General features: G+C 29.8%; 18 protein-coding genes. 17 read left to right on the top strand and 1 reads right to left on the bottom strand.

Annotated elements, in window-relative coordinates; genetic code table 11:
- Positions 1–10 precede the first annotated feature (10 nt).
- The gene (locus tag FVE73_RS03425) at positions 11–868 is read left to right on the top strand and encodes a histidinol-phosphatase (protein WP_018498600.1); all 858 of its coding nucleotides are present in this window, start codon (positions 11–13) and stop codon (positions 866–868) included.
- A gap of 183 nt (positions 869–1,051) precedes the next feature.
- Here FVE73_RS03425 and FVE73_RS03430 read toward each other — a convergent pair whose 3' ends face one another.
- Positions 1,052–1,804 carry a GumC domain-containing protein gene (locus FVE73_RS03430; RefSeq protein WP_018498601.1) on the bottom strand — a complete coding sequence of 251 codons (753 nt, stop codon included), beginning with the start codon at positions 1,802–1,804 and terminating at the stop codon, positions 1,052–1,054.
- 272 nt (positions 1,805–2,076) lie between these two features.
- On the opposite strand from FVE73_RS03430, the gene FVE73_RS03435 reads away from it, so the two are divergent.
- From FVE73_RS03435 to FVE73_RS03510, 16 genes are all read left to right on the top strand, one after another.
- Positions 2,077–3,225: a pyridoxal phosphate-dependent aminotransferase gene (locus tag FVE73_RS03435; RefSeq protein ID WP_018498602.1), complete on the top strand. Its 1,149-nt coding sequence runs from the start codon at positions 2,077–2,079 to the stop codon at positions 3,223–3,225.
- Between the two features lie 125 nt (positions 3,226–3,350).
- Positions 3,351–4,784, top strand: coding sequence for a 23S rRNA (uracil(1939)-C(5))-methyltransferase RlmD (gene rlmD, locus FVE73_RS03440; RefSeq protein WP_018498604.1), 1,434 nt, complete (start codon positions 3,351–3,353; stop codon positions 4,782–4,784).
- A gap of 164 nt (positions 4,785–4,948) precedes the next feature.
- A complete protein-coding gene (locus FVE73_RS03445; RefSeq protein WP_018498605.1) occupies positions 4,949–7,120 on the top strand; it encodes a heavy metal translocating P-type ATPase in 2,172 nt (723 codons plus the stop codon).
- Positions 7,121–7,297: 177 nt separating this feature from the next.
- Positions 7,298–8,227: an aspartate carbamoyltransferase gene (pyrB, locus tag FVE73_RS03450; RefSeq protein WP_018498606.1), complete on the top strand. Its 930-nt coding sequence runs from the start codon at positions 7,298–7,300 to the stop codon at positions 8,225–8,227.
- Between the two features lie 47 nt (positions 8,228–8,274).
- A complete protein-coding gene (gene pyrI, locus FVE73_RS03455; protein WP_018498607.1) occupies positions 8,275–8,757 on the top strand; it encodes an aspartate carbamoyltransferase regulatory subunit in 483 nt (160 codons plus the stop codon).
- 56 nt (positions 8,758–8,813) lie between these two features.
- Positions 8,814–9,212 carry a hypothetical protein gene (locus FVE73_RS03460; protein ID WP_018498608.1) on the top strand — a complete coding sequence of 133 codons (399 nt, stop codon included), beginning with the start codon at positions 8,814–8,816 and terminating at the stop codon, positions 9,210–9,212.
- A gap of 3 nt (positions 9,213–9,215) precedes the next feature.
- Complete coding sequence (gene pyrF, locus FVE73_RS03465) at positions 9,216–9,956, top strand: orotidine-5'-phosphate decarboxylase (RefSeq protein ID WP_018498609.1); 741 nt, start codon at positions 9,216–9,218, stop codon at positions 9,954–9,956.
- A 131-nt stretch (positions 9,957–10,087) separates the two neighbouring features.
- A complete protein-coding gene (locus FVE73_RS03470) occupies positions 10,088–10,486 on the top strand; it encodes a hypothetical protein (protein WP_018498610.1) in 399 nt (132 codons plus the stop codon).
- A 33-nt stretch (positions 10,487–10,519) separates the two neighbouring features.
- Positions 10,520–11,791, top strand: coding sequence for a dihydroorotase (locus FVE73_RS03475; RefSeq protein ID WP_018498611.1), 1,272 nt, complete (start codon positions 10,520–10,522; stop codon positions 11,789–11,791).
- Between the two features lie 86 nt (positions 11,792–11,877).
- A complete protein-coding gene (gene pyrE / locus FVE73_RS03480; RefSeq protein WP_018498612.1) occupies positions 11,878–12,507 on the top strand; it encodes an orotate phosphoribosyltransferase in 630 nt (209 codons plus the stop codon).
- A gap of 116 nt (positions 12,508–12,623) precedes the next feature.
- Entirely contained in the window at positions 12,624–13,388 is a 765-nt protein-coding gene (locus FVE73_RS03485) for an SIMPL domain-containing protein (protein ID WP_018498613.1), read from the top strand.
- 101 nt (positions 13,389–13,489) lie between these two features.
- Positions 13,490–14,062 carry an elongation factor P gene (gene efp, locus FVE73_RS03490; protein WP_018498614.1) on the top strand — a complete coding sequence of 191 codons (573 nt, stop codon included), beginning with the start codon at positions 13,490–13,492 and terminating at the stop codon, positions 14,060–14,062.
- A 228-nt stretch (positions 14,063–14,290) separates the two neighbouring features.
- Positions 14,291–15,172: an endonuclease/exonuclease/phosphatase family protein gene (locus tag FVE73_RS03495; RefSeq protein WP_018498615.1), complete on the top strand. Its 882-nt coding sequence runs from the start codon at positions 14,291–14,293 to the stop codon at positions 15,170–15,172.
- 31 nt (positions 15,173–15,203) lie between these two features.
- On the top strand, positions 15,204–16,571 hold the full coding sequence (locus tag FVE73_RS03500) for an MATE family efflux transporter (RefSeq protein WP_018498616.1): 1,368 nt from the start codon (positions 15,204–15,206) through the stop codon (positions 16,569–16,571).
- Positions 16,572–16,614: 43 nt separating this feature from the next.
- Complete coding sequence (locus tag FVE73_RS03505; RefSeq protein ID WP_018498617.1) at positions 16,615–18,285, top strand: phospholipase D family protein; 1,671 nt, start codon at positions 16,615–16,617, stop codon at positions 18,283–18,285.
- Positions 18,286–18,362: 77 nt separating this feature from the next.
- The gene (locus FVE73_RS03510; RefSeq protein ID WP_018498618.1) at positions 18,363–19,568 is read left to right on the top strand and encodes a tetratricopeptide repeat protein; all 1,206 of its coding nucleotides are present in this window, start codon (positions 18,363–18,365) and stop codon (positions 19,566–19,568) included.
- Positions 19,569–19,879 lie beyond the last annotated feature (311 nt).

The raw sequence follows: 19,879 nt of genomic DNA on the forward strand, positions 1-19,879 counted from the left end.
AGGAAATATTATGTTGGTAGATTATCATATGCACTTTGAATATGGAAGTTATAACGAGAATTATGTAAATCCTTTTTTTGAAAAGGCAAAGGAAATGGGGCTGACAGAAATAGGGATTACAGAGCATACCCATGGATTTAAGGAATTTAAGGACTTGTATTATGATGAGTTAATTTTGGATGATAGTGAAACTGGGAATTTTCAGAAAAAATGGCTTGAACAGAAAACTAAATTTGTTCATACATTGGATGAATACAGAGATTTTATAAATAAATTGAAAGCAAAAGGCTATCCAGTAAAATTTGGAATTGAAGTTTGTAATTTTAGAAATCAGGAAAAAGTTAAGGAAATATTATCTAAATATGACTTTGATTATTTAATTGTTTCAATTCATTTTATTAAGGGTTGGGGATTTGATTTTAGTGCTTTGAAGCATAAATTTACAGATGGTAATTTGGTGCAAATTTGGAAGGATTATGCAAAAGAAATTGAAGATGTGGCAAATACAGGAATGTATGATATTTTGGGACATCCATTCAATTTGAGATTGTTTAAAAATATTCCTGAGAAGAAAGATGTTGATAAGTTGCTTGAAAGTACGGCTAAATGCCTAAAAAAGAATAATATGATTGTGGATGTAAATACTGGTACATTTTATCGGTATCCAATTAAGGAAATTACGCCGTATAGGGATTTTATGGAATATGTGAAAAAATATGATATTCCTGTAATTTTATCAAGTGATTCGCATTATTCTGAACATGTTGGAATGAAAATCAAGGAAGCGGGAGAATATGTGAAGGAATTTGGAATTACTGAAATGGTAACTTTTGATAAAAGAAAGAGAAAAATGGTTGAAATTGGATAATTAATAGTATTAGATGACTTAAGTTTTTTATCTATACAATGGTTCAAATCTCTTGTTAGCAAATAATAAAAATATAACTTTTATTTTTAAATTGGGTTTGGCATGAATTAACAAATTTAAGTTCATTAATAAAAAATGGGGATTATCTTAAAATACAAGATAATCCCTTTAATTTTATTGTTTTTAATTTTTTCTTTTTTTAATGTCTTCCCAATCTAGTGTTGTTGAAAATTCCTTCATAAATGCAATTAATATTCCTAAGAAAATTCCTAAAAATAATGAACCAGCGATAACCAGCTTTTTATTTAAAGAAGGTTTTGTTGTAGAATTTATAAATTTTACAACTGGATTTGGATCATTTTTTAACAAACGGTAATATGCCAGTCTTGATACAAGAGTGTCTGTTAATGAATCTTTTGTGGTTCTGATATCAACATTTTTTGTCAAAAAACTGTATTGTTGCTCTAAAAGTTTTATTTGTGAATCCAAAAAGTTGTTTTTTCTTTCAAGAAGATAATTTTGTGCAAGTATTGGGTATTCCTTTGCAAAATTTTCTCCTTCGGATTTGCTATTTGTAGAAAATTTTACTTTTACCATAGGATCATTTGTTTCAGATTGAGCAGTCAATCTTGTTGTCATTTCCTTTAGAAATTTGTCATCAGGTAAATTTACATTTTTTAAAGTCTTTGAATTTTTTTTCAAGTAATTGAAAAAATCAAATGAAGTTAGTGAAAATTGTGAATTTTCTCCAATTTCTGTAAGAACTTTGTCGTTTCCATAAAGTATTATTTCCGATTTGAATGATTTATGTACAAATACGAAAATTGTTGATAGTATTACAACTAATATTGTTGTTAAAGCAATTAGGGCTTTATCTTTATAAAGAATTTTAATTATCATATTGGCATCAATTGCCTGTTGATTTTTATTGTCCATTTCCTTTCCTTTCCATTTAAGTTTTAATACTAAATCCCATTAAAACAGAAATTATAATTTATTTAATTTCTTATTGCAAAAAGAATTTGTAATAAATTTACTATTCAAATGAAAAATAGCATAAATTAAAATTTTTATATATTAATTTTATCAAAAAAAGTGAAAAATGACAATGGAAAATTTAATAAAAATTATAAAATAAACGAAAAATATGATATAATGGGTTATTGATAAAAAATAAATATGAAACGTAAAGAAAGAAGGTTTTGAAAATGTACATAGATCCAATAATAAAAGGAATAGAAATATCAGATATAAGAAAAATTCATGAAAGATTGTCGTCTTATAAAAATGTAATAAATATGACAATTGGGGAGCCAGATACGGATGCACCGAAAAAAGTAAAGGAAGCAATCGCTTATCATGCTTTAAACAGCCCAATCAAATATTCACCTGTGGGTGGGATGCCTGAATTAAGAGAGAAAATTGCAAAATTTTATAATGAAAAATTTGGAGGAAATTACAACAAAGACAATGTTTTAGTTACAGTTGGTTCGACTGAAGGACTTTCTTCTACACTTAAAACAATTCTTGCAGAAGATGACGAAGTGTTAATTCCAACTCCAGCGTATGTTGGATATGAGCCATTAATTAGAGTTGCAAGAGCAAAAACCATTTTTATGGATTTGGAAGAAAATAATTTTATTTTGACTGAGAAAATCTTGGAAAAATATATTACACCAAAAACTAAATTAATAATTTTGACTTATCCAAATAATCCTTCAGGAATTACATTGCCGAAAGAAGAAATGATTAAAATTGTAAAATTTTTAAAAGATAAAGAAATTTATTTGTTAAGCGATGAAATTTACGCTTCAATCGCTTTTGAAAAATTTACTTCTTTTGCAAAATATTATAATGAATTAAAAGAGCAGTTAATCGTTGTAAATGGATTTTCAAAATCACATTCAATGACTGGACATAGACTTGGTTATACACTTGCAAATGAAAAATTACAAGCTCAAATAAAAAAAATAAGTCAATATACTGTGACAAGTGCTTCTACATTATCTCAATATGGAGCAATTGCTGCACTCGACTATTGTTCAGATACAACTGAATTGTCAGAAATTTACAAAAAAAGAGTTTACTATTTTGTGAAAGAACTTGAAAAATTAGGATTCAAGTGCTTGAAACCCAAAGGGGCATTTTATGTATTTGCGACATACAAAACAATTGATAAGTTTAAAGATGTAGGTTCTTTTGATTTTATTTTGGATTTGTTGGAAAAGACTGAATTGGCAATAATTCCAGGAATTACATTTCAAGTGGAAGGATATGTGAGATTTTCGATTGTGCATGACTTGCCTGTATTGGAAGAAGCGATTGCGAGATTGAAAAAATATATTGAATCTAAATAAAAATAAAAATAGAAATTAATTTTTAAAATTGCAGAAAATTTGTTTGGTAATCTTGTATAAATGATGGGATTACCAAATTTGTTTTTAATTAAAGTGAGAAAATTTTATAGGAAAATGGAGATGGAATGGAAAATAAAGAGAAAAAAATTTTAAAAAAAGGTGATAAAATACAGCTGAAAATAGCAGGACTTAATACGAAAGGTCGTGCGTACGGTTTTTATGGAGATGATGAAAATAGGATTTTTCCAAATATAAATGCTGCTGAAGGACAAATTGTTGAAGGTATTTTTGTGAAAAGAAGAAGAAAGTATGAATTGATTCGATGTGAAATTATTGATTTTGCAGGTAGAAAAAATGCGATTTATGACAAAATTGCTAGACAAAATGGTGGTTGTAATTATCAGTATTATTCATATGATGAGCAACTTGCGATGAAAAATTCTAACATTGAAAAGGAAGTGAAGAAAATTGCAAAATATGATTTTACTTTTGAAGAGCCAGTTAGAAGTGTCGAAGTGGAAAAATATCGAAATAAAATGGAATTTAGTTACGGAAATGCTATGAAAGACGGACCTATGATTTTGGGACTTCATAAACAAAACAGTTTTCATGATATTGTTGAAGTAGATGGATTGAAATTGATGGATGATAACTTTAATAAAATTTATGTTTTTTGTAATGAGTTTTCAAAAACGACAGGGCTGGATTTTTATCATAGATTGGATCATATTGGCTTTTTTAGGAATTTAGTTATTAGAAAAGCGGATTTTACGAAACAAATTTTAGTAAATATGGTTACTACAACTCAAATTGAAGATGAGAAAAAATTGGAATTTCAAAAAGGTTTAGTTGAAGGATTGTTGGCTTTGAAGCTTGAAAATGGATTTGAAATAACAGGGATTTTACATACATTTAATGACAATTTTTCTGATTCGGTTGTTTCTGAAAGTGAGGAAATTCTTTTTGGAAAAAGAGATTTGGAAGAAGAAATTTTAGGATTGAAGTTTAAAATTAGTCCATATAGTTTTTTTCAGACAAATTCAAAAACAGTAGAAAAATTATATGAAAAAGTGCTAGATTATTTGGATGAAATAGAAGGGGAAAATATTCACAATTCAATTGTATTTGATTTATTCAGTGGAACAGGGACAATTGGGCAAATTGTTTCAAAAAAGGCAAAGCAGGTTTATGGGATTGAGCTTGTGGAAGAAGCTGTTGAAAAAGCAAATGAAAATGCAAAATTGAACGGTGTCGAAAACGCTCATTTTATCGCAGGAGATGTTTTTGAAAAATTAGATGAGTTTGATAAAAATGGAATCAAGCCAGATATTATAATTTTAGATCCACCCCGTGCAGGCGTTGGTGACAAGACGCTTAATAAATTGCTAAAATATGGTGTGAAGGATATAATTTATGTGTCGTGTAATCCAAAAACATTTAATACTGATTTGAAGGTTTTGCATGAAAATGGGTATGAATTATTGAAAATGATTACGGTTGATATGTTTCCGGTTACACCTCATATTGAGGTTGTGTCAAGGTTAAAAAAGTCAATTTAGTAAGAAATTAACTAGGATGTATTGTTTATAAGGTCAAGTGCAACAAAAAAATAAAAATAATCATTGACAACTTTTGATAAATATAGTATATTATATATGAATAAGTGTTCATATATTCTATTAAAATTAAAATTTATTGTAATAAATAAAAAATGGAGGTTGCCATGAAAAGTAATGAATGTATGTTGTCTGTTGAAGGGCTGGATTGTCCTAATTGTGCGGCTAAAGTTGAGCGGAAGATAAATACTTTGGAGGGGATTAAGGAGGCTACGGTTGATTTTCTTGGGAAGAAAATAGTTGTTCTTGCTGATGAAATTTCTGAAAATGAGCTTGTTGAGCTTATTCAGACGGAAGTGGATAAAATTGAGGATGGGGTGAAAGTTTTTGTTCCAAAAGTCCAGGCGGGAGAGAGTTCTTCTGAAGGGGAAGATACAGGTAAAATTAAGAAAAAATTGCTAATTGGCGGGGTTTTATTTGTATTGGGAATTTTTGTTCCAAAAACTTTATTTATTCCAAAACTTGTGATATTTTTGGTAAGTTATCTTGTAATTGGTGGCGATGTTCTGCTTTCTGCATTTAAAAATATATTAAATGGGCAAGTTTTTGATGAGAACTTTTTGATGGCGATTGCGACTGTTGGGGCATTTGCTATTGGAGAGTATCCTGAAGGTGTGGCTGTTATGTTATTTTACCAGCTTGGTGAGCTATTTCAAGGGATTGCAGTTAATAATTCCAGAAAATCCATTGTTTCACTTATGGACATACGCCCTGATTATGCCAATATTAAAGTTGGAGAAGGAATAAAAAAAGTTTCGCCTGAAGAAATAAAAGTTGGAGAAATTATTGTGGTAAAACCAGGGGAAAAAGTTCCTTTGGATGGAAAAATAGTAAAAGGTGCTTCAACTTTTGATACTTCAGCATTGACTGGAGAATCATTGCCAAGGGAAGCGAAGGCTGGAGATGATGTTTTAAGTGGATTTATAAATAAAAATGGGCTTATAGAAATTCAAGTTGCAAAAGTATTTTCTGAATCTACTGTTTCAAAAATACTTTATTTAATGGAAAATGCTGGAAGCAAAAAATCAAAGACAGAAAATTTTATAACAAAATTTGCAAGATATTATACTCCAGTAGTCGTTATTACAGCATTAATTGTGGCAATATTTCCTCCACTATTAATTCAAGGTGCAACTTTTTCAGATTGGATTTACCGTGCTTTGATATTTCTTGTAGTATCTTGTCCTTGTGCTTTGGTTATTTCTATTCCTTTAGGATTTTTTGGAGGAATAGGTGGAGCTTCAAGACATGGGATTTTGATAAAAGGAACAAATTATTTGGAGGTTTTGAACAATTTAGAAAGTGTTGTTATGGATAAGACTGGAACTTTGACAAAGGGAATTTTTAAAGTTACAGAAGTAAATGCTGAAAACAATATAAAAATTAATGATTTTCAAAATAATAAAACTGAATTGACAAAACCTTTATTATTAAAGTATGCAGCACATATTGAAAAATTTTCCAATCATCCTATTGCACAGTCAATCGTGTCAGAATATGAAAATTCTGCATCCAAAGTTGATGAAAATGTTGTAAAGGATTTTGAAGAAATTTCAGGATTTGGAATAAAAGTTAATATAAATAACCATCAGTTTTTGGCTGGAAATTCTAAATTAATGAATTTGGGAAATATTACTTTTGATAAAAAAGAAAATTTAGGAACTGCAATTTATTTGGCGGCTGATGGAAAATATATTGGAAATATATTAATTTCAGATGAAGTGAAGGAAGATTCGGCAAGAGCGATTAAAGGCATGAAGGAAAATGGAGTAAAGGAAATCGTGATGCTTACTGGCGATAATGAAGCCATTGGTAAGAATATAGCTGAGAAACTTGGAATTGATAAGGTATTTACTGAATTGCTTCCAAATGAGAAAGTTGAAAAACTTGAGGAAATTTATAAAACTAAAAGTGAAAAAGGGAAAGTTGCTTTTGTAGGTGATGGAATAAATGATGCTCCTGTGCTTGCCAGAGCTGATCTTGGGATTGCAATGGGAGGAGCTGGAAGTGATGCGGCTATTGAGGCTGCTGATGTTGTAATAATGAATGATGAGCCGTCTAAAATAGTGACAGCCATTAAGATTGCTAAGAAGACGAAGGAAATTGTATGGCAAAATATTACTATTGCATTTGCTGTAAAAATAGTTGTTATGGCTTTAGGGCTTTTTGGAGATGCAACAATGTGGGAAGCTGTATTTGCTGATGTTGGAGTTGCATTGCTTGCTGTTTTAAATGCTACGAGAGTTTTAAGATACAATCCAGAATCTTCAAATAAATAATATAAACAAAAAAGTTAGAAGAATATATTCTTTTATGAATTGACTTCTAATTTTTTTATTAACATTAAAGTTTTTAAAATTTTTATTTTATTCTTACAAAAGAAAAAATTTGCAAATACTTATAAAATCTGTTATCATAAATTTAAGAAAATATTGAAATTCAATGGAGGCATAGTAGTGGAAAATATTATTTCTATGAATGATATGAAAAAAAATGAAATTCTTGATATTTTAAGATTGGCAAGAAAAATCGAAAATTGTTCGGAAGAGGAAAAATTGAAATTTTTACATGGTAAAATTATTTCAACTTTGTTTTTTGAGCCAAGTACACGTACCAAAATGTCGTTTGAATCGGCTGCAATGCGGCTTGGAGCAAATGTTTTATCATTACCGCCTGTGGAACAGTCATCTGTAAAAAAAGGAGAATCTTTTACAGATACTATAAAAATGGTTGAAGCATATTCAGATGTGATTGTTGTAAGGCATCCATTTGATGGTGCAGCACGGCTTGCGGCAGAGACATCAAAAAAACCTGTAATAAATGCAGGAGATGGATCTAATCAGCATCCTAGCCAGACTTTACTCGATTTATATACAATTTTGGAAGAAAAGGGAACACTTGAAAATTTAAAAATTGCATTTGTTGGAGATTTAAAGTATGGAAGAACAGTCCATTCGTTGACAAAGGCACTTACACATTTTAATCCGACGATTTATTTTGTAGCACCGCAAATTTTACAAATGTCTAATTATTTATTGGAAGATTTGAAAAAAAATGGAATAAAATATGAAATTTTAGAAGATTTTAGAAATTGCCTTGATAAAATTGACGTTTTCTATATGACTCGAATTCAGAAGGAAAGATTTCCAGATGTGGAAGACTATGAGAAAGTTAAGGGAATTTATGTTATAAATCGTGAAAATATCGTAGGAAAATGTAAAGATGACATGATAATTTTGCATCCTTTGCCAAGAGTTGATGAAATTGATAAAGATTTAGACAATACAAAATATGCTTTGTACTTTAAGCAGGCTAAAAATGGGATTCCTGTAAGACAGGCGATGATGATGGCTGTTTTAGGAAAGGATAAGGAGTTTTTTCTGTAAATTTATTATTTTTAGAATAAAAAATTTATTTTAAGAAAGGAAAGATTATGTCTGAAGGAAGAGAATTGCTGATAAGAGCAATAAAAAATGGAATTGTAATAGATCACATCCCATCAGAAAAAGTTTTTGCAATTGTAGAAATCTTAAAATTAAAAGAATACAGTGAAAGAATAACAGTTGCAACTAATATGCCAAGCAGTTCGCTTGGAAGGAAAGGGATTATTAAAATTGAGGAAAAAATATTGGAAGAAAAGGAATTAAATAATATTGCACTGCTAGCTCCAAATGTGACAATAAATATTATAGAAGATTATAAAGTTATTGAAAAAACCAAATTAGACAGGTTAGACAAAGTTATCGGACTTATGAAATGTGACAATCCAAAATGTATTTCAAATCATGAAAATATTGAAACAAAATTTATTCGGATAAAAGAAGGTTCTGAAAAAAATAATTCTGGAGAAAAGGAAAAATATAAATGTTTTTATTGTGAAAAGGTAATTTTGGAAGATGAAATACAAATTCAATAAATTTATTTGACAGCTTAGTTTCAAATTTATGAATTAATAGAGAGGAGAGAAATTAAATGCCTAAAATTCTAATAGAATCAAAAATGCTTGAAAATAATAAAAATGGTGTATTAAAATTAAGAATAAATAATGAAAGAGTGGAAGAATTAAAAAATGTAAAAAATGAAATTGATCTTGATTATGGTGAGCAGATATTGCAGGTATATAACAATTTTTTTACAAAAACACCAAAAAAAGTTATAAATGTGGAATCAGCTGATCAAAAATATAAAATTACACTTCACTATAAAGCATGGGGAATCACAGCTTTTTTACACCTTGTAATGATGGTATTGATTGCTATTTTTAAATCAAATCCACTTTTTACAGTATTCCCGATAGTTACAATAGAATTTTTGTTTTTGATTTTTATAGGAGCATTTGAAATAAGAGAAGTTAAAAGAAAGGATAGTTAAAAAATGGCTAGAATTGATGAAAAAGCAAAAGAAAGAATATTTGTTGCATTGGATTATGATAATATGGAAGATGCAAAAAAACTAGTTGAAGAGCTGGGAGATAATATCTCGATGTACAAAGTTGGGCTGGAAAGCTATCTTAATACAGATGGAAAATTAGTTGATTATTTGCACGAAAAAGGGAAGAAAGTATTTCTGGACTTGAAGTTTCACGACATTACAAATACTGTGAAAATGGCTTGTGCGAATGCTATTAAAAAAAATGTATTTATGTTTAACATTCATTGTTCAAATGGAAGCAAAACTATGAAGGAAGTTGCTGAATTGGTAAAAGAAAGTAAATCAAAAAGCCTTCTGATAGGAGTAACAGTTTTGACAAATTTGGGTGAAAATGATATTTTTGAAATGTTTAAAAGTGAGCTTAAATTGGAGGAAATTGTCTTAAATCTTGCTACACTTACGAGAGAGAGCGGGATGCATGGGATTGTTTGTTCACCACAGGAGGCAAAGAATGTGAAAGAAAAGTTAGGAAAGGATTTTATAACAGTCTGTCCTGGAGTGCGTCCAAAATTTACATTGAATGCTGATGGGAAAAGTAATGATGATCAGACACGGATTATGACGCCATCGGATGCTATAAAACAGGGAGTTGATTTTCTTGTGATTGGACGACCAATAACAAAGGCTGCAGATCCTGTGGAAAGTGCGAGATTGATTTTAGAAGAGATTTCAGAAGTATTGTAAAATTTAGAAATTTTTTGAATGTAAAATAAAAATAATAAAAAATATAAATACTGAAATAAAAATAATGAAATTCAAAGGAAAATGTATTAAAATAAGGAGTATTAAATTTATAAACATAGAAGGAGAAAATTATGAGAAAAAAAGTATTGCTATTAGTATTGGGAATTTTGGGAGCGTATCAACTTGGGTATAGTGAAAATACAGATACGAAGAATGTAGATACAAAAGTTGAAACAACTCAAGATGTAGATGTGAAACAAGATCAGGTAAATTCAGATGAAACAGAAAAAGCAGAAACAGAAAAGGAAACAGAATCAAATCAAACAGTAGAAACAGAAGAAAAGCCTCAGACAACGGCAGCACCAGTTCAAAAAGAAGCACCAAAAGCTAAAAAACTTACGCCTGCACAGGAAAAAAGATTAGAAGCTAAAGCTAAAAGGAATAAAGAAAAAAATATGTCACTAGATGAAAAATTGGATTTGCAAATTTTGAAAATGGAAAGACTGTTAAAAAGTCTAGAAGGTAGATAAAAATTAAATTAATTGATGAACTTAGGAGTGAAAATGACAAAAAATAAAATTATCATTCTAAAAAATGGAACGGATGTTCTTGGAAATAAAATTGAAATTTTGATAAATGGAGAAATTATTGAAGAAATTTCTGAAAATATTGATGAAAGCAAATTTAAAAATAATGAAAATGTGAGAATTATTGATGTTGAAGATAAATTAGTAATGCCAGGAATTATTGATGTGCATACACATATGAGGGAGCCAGGAATTACATACAAAGAAGATTTTACAACAGGTTCACGTGCATGTGCCAAAGCTGGTATTACGACTTTTTATGATATGCCAAATACGATTCCTACGACTACGACATTGGAAAATTTGCTGGAAAAGAAAAAATTGGCAGGTGAAAAGTCGATTGTGAACTTTGGATTTCATTTTGGTGGAAGTAAAAATGACAATGTTGAGGAAATAAAAAAGGTTTTGAAAAATGGTGATGCAAATACTGTAAAAATTTTTATGAATGTAACAACTGGAGAAATGCTTATTGAAGATGATGAAGTATTGAAAAAAGTGTTTGGAAATTCTAAGTTGGTACTGGTTCACGCTGAAAATGAGATGATTGACAAGGCGATAGAATTAAATAAAAATTATGGAAGAGGGCTTTACGTTTGTCATATTCCTTCAGCAGAAGAATTGAAAAAAGTTATAAATGCCAAGAGAAATAATGAATTGAATACAAAAGAACATCCAGTTTATGCCGAAGTTACTCCTCATCATTTATTTTTAAATACTGAAATTCGTGAAAGTACAGAACGAAATAAAATGCTTCTAAGAATGAAGCCTGAATTAAGAGAAAAATCTGATAATGAATTTTTGTGGAAGGCAATAAATCGTGGGGAAGTTGACACAATTGGAACGGATCATGCACCACATTTGATAAGTGAAAAACTGGAAAAAATTACATTTGGAATGCCAGGAGTGGAAACTTCGCTTGCACTTATGATAAATGCCTCTAACGAAGGGAAAATATCACTTGAAGCAATACAAAAGTTGATGTGTGAAAATCCTGCGAAAATAATGAAAATTGAAAAAAGAGGGAAGTTGCAGGAAGGTTTTTTTGCTGACATAATAGTTGTTGATACGCAAAAAGAGTGGATTGTTGGTGTAGATGACACAATTGAGTCAAAGTGTGGCTGGACTCCTTATGAAAATTGGAAATTAAAGGGAAAAAACACAATGACAATTGTAAATGGAAAAATTGTTTATGAAAATGGAAAAATTAATGATAGTCATAATGGAAAGGAAATTAATTTTTTGAAGTAATTTGTTTACCTCTATTTAGATAATTATTAAATATTTAGAAATAAAGTAAAAAAATCAAAATTTGAAAGGTGAAAGGAAATAAAAAAATGGTGAATTTAACATTGGAAGAAAAGGTAGCAAAGGCATTATTTGATGTGAAAGCGGTAAAAATTAATGTGGGAGAGCCGTTTACATTTGCTTCTGGGATAAAAAGCCCCATTTACTGTGATAACCGCTATGTCCTAGGTTTTTCAGATGAGAGGGACACAATTGTTGAAGCATTTGTTGAAAGAATTGACAAGAATGTGGATGTGATTGTGGGAGTAGCAACAGCGGGAATCCCTTGGGCTGCATTTATTGCCGACAGAATGAAAAAACCGCTTGCATATGTGAGAAACAAGCCAAAAGATCATGGTGTAGGAAAACAGATTGAAGGAGCTGAAGTTAAAGGGAAAAAAGTTGTTGTAATTGAAGATTTGATTACAACAGGAAAAAGCAGCCTTATTGCAGTTGATGTGCTTCAAAAGGAAGAAGTGAAGGAGCTGGAAGTAAAATCAATCTTTTCTTACGGATTTGACAGTGCGAAGAAAAATTATGCAAAATACAATTGTAAGTTCAGTTCACTTTCAAATTTTGATGTTTTAATAAAATTATTGGCTCAAACTGATTATTTGACACAAGATGAAGCAAAAATTGCTTTGGAATGGAGTAAAAATCCTGAAAAGTGGGGAAGATAATAATTGACTTTTTTTGTAAAATAATCTATAATTTGATAGAACTTTTGTGTGTGAATCATAATTTTGAAATACTTGAATATTATAATAATTTATAAAGTTCAGTAAAGGAGTAAAAATTGAAAAAGATACAATTTATAATAATTCCTACAATATTATCCTTTGGGTTAATAATATCTTCAGCATTAATTTCAAATGCTATGAATAAAGCAAATAAGGATGAAAACAGAATTACAGTAAAGGGAGTGGCAGAACGTAGAATAAAGGCTGATAAGGCACTTATAAACATTGTAATTTCTGAAAAGAGTGAAAATATTGATGAATTAAAAAGTAGTGTGTCAGAAAAGGAAAAATTGGTTACCGACTTGATTAAAAATTTGAAAATAAATGAAAATGATTATAATGTCGGAAACTTACGGATTCAGCCAAATTATATTGAAAATACATCGAATACAAAACAGCAGATAGCTGTAAATTCCACTGCAGTTGTGCCAAATACTAAAATTTCAGATTATGATGGAGTTGAAACAATTTCAATTGTTACTAAAAATATTGACAAGGCTGAGGAGTTTTTTGAAAAATTATCTGAATTAAAGCTTCAAAGCGATAATATTCAGATAAATGAGCCAGAATATTTTATAACAAATATTGAAAGATATAAAAAGGATATGGTTGTAGATGCTTCACGAAATGCTGAAGTAAGAGCTATTGAAATGTTAAAGGTAAATAATAATGAAATTGGCGGATTAAAAAATATGAGTCAAGGGCAATTTGAAGTGTTGGAAGATACAGAGGATGTGAGAAAAATAAATGAAAATGAAGCCAATCAGATTTATAAAAAAATGAGAGTAGTAGTGACAGCTACATATTTAATAAAATATTAAATGCAATAAATTCATTTTAAAAATAATTTCTTAAATTGAGAAAAAGAATAGATTAGAAAACAAATTATAAATAAAAAGTAAAATTTAGGAGGAAAAAATTAATGAAACCAGCAGCAGAATTAAGACAAGGAAGTACGTATAGAAAGGATAACATTCCATATTTAATACTAAAAGCTGAAAGACATCAATCAACATCAGGAAAAAGACAAAGAGCAGCAGAAGTAAAATTCAAAACAAAAGAATTAATTTCTGGGAAAATTCAAGAAATTACAGTTTTGGCAACAGAACTTATGGATGATATCATTCTTGACAGAAACCAAATGCAATTTTTATATGAAATTGATGGGGAATATAACTTTATGGATCAGGAAACTTTTGAACAAATTGCTTTAAGAGCAGAAGATTTAGGAGATGCAGTAAACTTCTTGGAAGAAGAAATGATTATTCAAGTGTTGATGTATGAAGGAACTCCAGTTGGAGTAGAACTTCCAAACACAGTAATTAGAGAAGTAACTTATACTGAACCAGGATTAAAAGGGGATACAATTGGAAGAGCAACAAAACCTGCAACAATTGCAAATGGGTATAGCTTGCAAGTGCCTTTATTTGTAGTAATCGGAGACAAAATCAAAATTGACACAAGAACTGGTGAATACATCGAAAGAGCAAATTAATAATAAAAATTTAAAATTGTAAATAATAAATTATAGCTATCGAAGGAACGGTAGCTTTTTTTGAAGAAATGACATAAAATTAAATATAGATTAATTTTTTGCAATAGAATTTAATAAAATAAATATTATGGAATAAGGGAGTTTTGAATTTTTGTTAAATAAAAAAATTAAATTATCAGATAGATCTGTTAATTAAATAAAAATAAAAAAATCAAGGGGTTGATTGAGATGAAAAATAAAATAATTAGAGGATTATTTTTTGTATTTTTATTTTTTGGAGTATTTTCTTGTTTTAAAAAAGGGAAGATAAATGAGGAAACTGGGATAAATCAAGATGAAAGTACAGTTTTAGTTGCGTCGTTTAATGCGCTTAGGCTGGGGGAAAAGCAAAAGGATTACAAGGCATTTGCACAGATTTTGGCAAAGTTTGACTTAATTGGGCTGGAAGAGGTTATGAATGAAAAGGGGGTTAAGAAAACTCAGGCGTATTTGGAAAAGCTGACTAAAGAGAAGTGGGATTACATTATTTCAGAAAATTCTGTAGGAAGTGAGAATTATCGGGAATATTTTGCATTTATTTATAGAAGAAGTAAATTTTCAGAGGCACGAGGGCTTGGATTTTATAAAGAAAAGGATGAAAATGAGTTTATGAGGGAGCCTTACGGGGCTTATTTTAAGGCTGGGAATTTTGATTTTGTTTATATTATAGCACATTCAGTATTTGGAGATAAGGAAAAGCAGAGATTGCTGGAGGCGGCAAGTTATGTTAATGTTTATGAATATTTTTCCAAATTGACAGATGAAGATGATGTAATTATTGCTGGAGATTTTAATACATCAGCAGATAATATGGCTTTTAAGAATATGCTTGACAAATATGGTATTTCATATATTTTGAATCCTGAAGAAAATTTAACGACACTTTCAGATAGCAAATTAGTAAGTTCCTATGATAATTTTTTTATAAATAAACAAAAAACAAAGGAATTTACTGGAAATTTTGGAGTTTATAACTTCATAAAAAATAATAACTATGCTATAATAAAGAAATATGTGTCGGATCATCTGTTAATTTTTTCAGAATATTCAACATTAGAGGATTTAGATTAACATAAAATAGGAAAAAGAAGAAAGGAAGCGAATGAAAGCAGAAATATTGAATAAAAAATTAGTTTATAAAAAAGTAATTAATATTGGATTGCCTGTGGCGATTGAAAATATGATTTATGCACTTATGAATTTTGTGGATATGTTTATGGTTGGAAATGAAAATGTAGTACTTGGATTAGGAACTATGGCAGTTGCTGGGTTAGGTTTTGCTAATCAAATATTTATGATCTTTATGACATCGCTTTTTGGGATGAATAGTGGTGGTGGAATTTTAGCAGCACAGTATTTTGGAAATAAGGATTACAAGAATTTGAAAAGATGTCTTGGAATAACTGTTATTGTTGGTTTTTTATTCTCATTGCTGTTCCTTTTCGCTGGGTTATTTATTCCAGAAGCTGTAATTTCTGTATTTACGAATGATAGCAAAGTTATAAAAATTGGAGCAGATTATTTAAGAATTGTGGCTTGGACTTATCCGCTTGTGGGAGTGGGATTTGCGTTTAATATACAGCTTCGTGCAATTGGAAAAACAAAGTATTCATTTTATTCAAGTGTTATTGGACTTTTGATAAATGTAGTCATAAATTATGTGCTGATTTTTGGACATTTTGGATTCCCTGCGATGGGAGTGCGTGGTGCTGCAGTTGCAACGGTTATTGCAAGAATTATAAGCACTTTTTATATAATTTACATAATTTATAAGTTAAAATTACCAATTGCAGGTAAAATAAACGAGTTATTTGATTTGTCAATGGATTTTTTTATAAAAGTTATGAAAATATCACTTCCTGTATTTATTCACGAAATATTATGGGTACTTGGAGCAAGTATGTATGTGATGATTTTTGGAAGAATGGGGACAGATTTTGCGGCTGCAGTTCAAGTTGTAAAATCAATTAGCAGTCTTGTATTAACATTGTTATTTGGACTTTCAAGTGCGACTTCAGCTATAATTGGAAATGAAATTGGAGCAGGAAGAGAAGATAAGGCTTATGATTATTCAATAATATTGTTAAAAGTAGCCATTCTTTCAGGTGTCATTATTGGAGCAATTGTATTTATTTTCAGTCCATTTATATTGATTCACGTAAATGCAAAAAGTTATCCGTTGGCAAAGGAAATTGTAAAGGCAGAAGTTTTTGTAATTTTTATAAAGGCAATTAGTTTGCAGTTGCTAGTTGGAATTTTACGCTCTGGAGGAGATACACTTTGGACAATGTTTACTGATTTAATACCGCTTTGGTTCATTGCGATTCCAATTACGTATTTTTCAGGACTGTATTCAGGATTGCCAGTTGCGATTGTGTATTTGCTTTCATGCAGTGATGAAGTTATAAAGATATTTCCTTGTGTGATAAGGTTGAGAAGCAGGAAATGGATAAATAATTTGGTAAATTAGGAAAATAGAAAAAATTTAAGATACTAGAGGAGAAAATAAGATAATGGATTTAGCAAGAAGAAAAAAGTATTTGCTAGTTGGTATTTTAGCAGTTTTTACAATGTCATGCTCTACAATAAAAACCCCACCGCTTGGAGTAGATTATGAAAGTCCTTTAAGGGATAGTGATAATGTTGAGTTTCATTATGATTTGACTTATCTTGACAAGGATGGAAATATTCGGTATGATAGGAAAATTTGGGATGCAACCTATAAGGTTGTAGACGAGGCGAAGGATTATCTGATTGTGGAGATGTTTTTGTTTAATGATATTTATAATAAGGATAAGGAGCATTTCCCAGAGTTTGCTAAGGAATATACGAGAAGGCTTATCAAAAAGAAAATGGAAAATCCTAATTTGAAGGTGTATGTGCTTTCAGACGAGAATAATAATTTGTATGGGGCATTTGAGCATCCGTTTGTTACAGAAATGAAGAATGCAGGAATTGATGTTATAGTGGTGGATATTTTTAAATTAAAGGATACATTTCCTTGGTATTCACCGATTTGGAGAACATTGATAGAGCCTCATGGAAATCCTCAGGGAAAAGGCTGGATTGGGGATTTTTATGGCCCAATGTGGCCTAAATTGACTTTGAGAAATTTATTTAGAGCTTTAAATGTAAAAGCAGATCATAGAAAAATATTTTTGAATGAGAAAAATGTTGTGATTTCGAGTGCAAATATTCATGATCCTAGTTATTTTCATGAAAATGTGGCAATATCAGCCGATGGTGAAATTACGAAGGATGTTTTGAATGGATTGCAGCATGTAGCTGAATTTTCAGGCGGGAAGATTGATGTTAATGAGAAGCAGGAAAATAAAGTAAATAATAGTCAAATTGGGAATTTGATTAGGAATGAAAATAGTGGAGCAAATAATCTCGCAGCAAATAATTTTTTAGAAGATGAAAATGAAAGAAAAGTTAGGGAAATTGAGAAAAAAAGGGAAGATTTTGTAGAAGAGGAAACAAGAAGATTTGCACAAACTGGAGAGTTTCCTGAAAAAAGCCAGGAATCGGATCATCAAAATAATATGAAGGATGGGGATACGATTACTAGATTTGATGATGAAAATAATAAATATAAGTTGCAATTTGTAACTGAGGCGAAGATTGGTGAGCATTTAGATAAGGATATTGATAGTACGAGGGCTGGAGATGAGATACTTATGGGAATGTATTTTCTAGCTGATAGAGGGGTTATTGATAGATTGATAAAGGCGGCAAATCGTGGAGTAAAAATTAGGATTATTTTTGACAGGAGTAGGGATGCTTTTGGAATGAGTACTAATGGACTTCCAAATAAGCCAGTTTCTAAAAAGTTAAAGAAAAAGACAAAAAATAAAATAGAAGTAAAATGGTATTTTACTAATAATGAGCAATATCATACAAAGATAACACTAATCAAAAAAACAGATGGTAATGTTATAATACAAACTGGTTCAGCTAATTTAATCAAAAAAAATATACGTGGATATATTATGGATGCTAATTTTAGAATTTTGACAAATAAAGATTCTAAATTGACAAGGGATATTTACACATATTTTGATAGATTATGGGAAAATAAAGATGGGCTGTTTACCGTTAATTTTGATGATGAACCGACTACAAAGGCGAGTACAGATTTTATGTATAAAATATTAGATGCAACACAATTAGGTTCATTTTAATCAATGAAGTTTGATTTGTGATTTATTTGATCAAAAAAATTAAAAATAAAAGAAATAAGAGAGAGGAATGAACGAAAATGAAAAGAAAAATAATGCTTGTAGTTGTAATTTTAGCAATTGGGATGATGTCAGTATCTTGTTTTAAAAAGAAAAAAAATAATAAAAAAAATACTCAAACACAACAGCAACAGCAAACTAAAGATATCAATACAGATATTTTCAATCTTGGGGGACAAGCACAAGGAAATCCTGATATAAAGAATTTAACTCCTGAAGAACAGCAAAAATTGATTGACAATCAAATTGATCCTGTAAAGGTTTCAGAAGCGTTGACAAAGGCACAAAATGGAGATAAGGAATCAATTATGTCACTTGCACAGCTTTATTATAATTTAAAGGATATGGACAAAGTAAAACAAATTTTACAATATGGTGTTGACAGAAATTATCCAGAAGCAATATATAATTTAGCAGTAATTTTGAAGCAGGAAGGTAATACAGCAGAAGCTAATAAGTTGATTGCAAAACTTCCAAGAGGTGCAGTAACAAGTACTGGAAATGCTGGAGTAGTTGGTGGACAAAGGGTACGTCAAATAAGAATGCGTCCAGGTGCTGAAGCATACAATAGAGGAGTGGATTTAATAAAGGCTAAAAGATACAAGGAAGCTAAAGCTGAATTTGAAAAGGCGTATAATGCAGGAATAAAAGAAGCTGATGTCCGTGTAGCACTTTTAAATAAAGAATTAAAAAATGATTCTGAAGCTTTAAAATGGTTTAAAAAAGCTGCAAATCGTGGTGTAAAGGAAGCAAATTATGAAATTGGAGCGATTTTATATGATGGTGGAAAACAATCAGAATCACGTCCATATTTATTAAAGGCTTATAATTCTGGAAATAAAGCTATGGCAATGCCAATTGCAATGTCGTATCATCAGCAAAATAATATGTCAGAAGCTTTAAAATGGTATAAAATTGCAGCTAAAAATGGTGATAAAAATGCTGCTGCCACAGTAGAAAGAATTGAAAAAGGTGGAGTTATTAATGAAAAGAAATCAAGTGAAAAAAGGGTAAAAACATTCCTAGGAAATAATAACTCTTCTAGCCTTACAGAAAGCACGCTTAATGATGTAAAGAGCAAAAATAAAGCTGAAGAATCTATAAAAACTGAAACTAAGCCAGAAGATAAGCAACCAAAATCACAAGTAGCAAAACCTTCTGAAAAATCTGAAGATGTAAATATAGATGAAATTATGAAGAAAAAAGCAGCCGAATATAATAAGTAAATTTAACAGAAGATAGCAAGAAGTCGTAGACTTTTTATAAGTCAGAATAGTTCACTTAGATGAAATTTAATAAAAAATATTTTTTTAAATATTGACATTTTAGTAAAAATATTATATACTAATTTCGTAACAAAATTATTTGAAAATCAAACTTAAAATTTTATGAAATAGCGCAAGAACACTCGGAACTTTAGTTGTGAGATGAATTGCACGAAAATTTAGTAGGCATATGGAAAAATTTTAGTAGATAAAATGCAGAATATTCTTTGATTGAAGACTGCAATGGAGTATTAAATATTCTAAAGAAAAGT

It is taken from the genome of Leptotrichia wadei (assembly GCF_007990545.2).
Taxonomy (GTDB): Bacteria; Fusobacteriota; Fusobacteriia; order Fusobacteriales; family Leptotrichiaceae; genus Leptotrichia; species Leptotrichia wadei.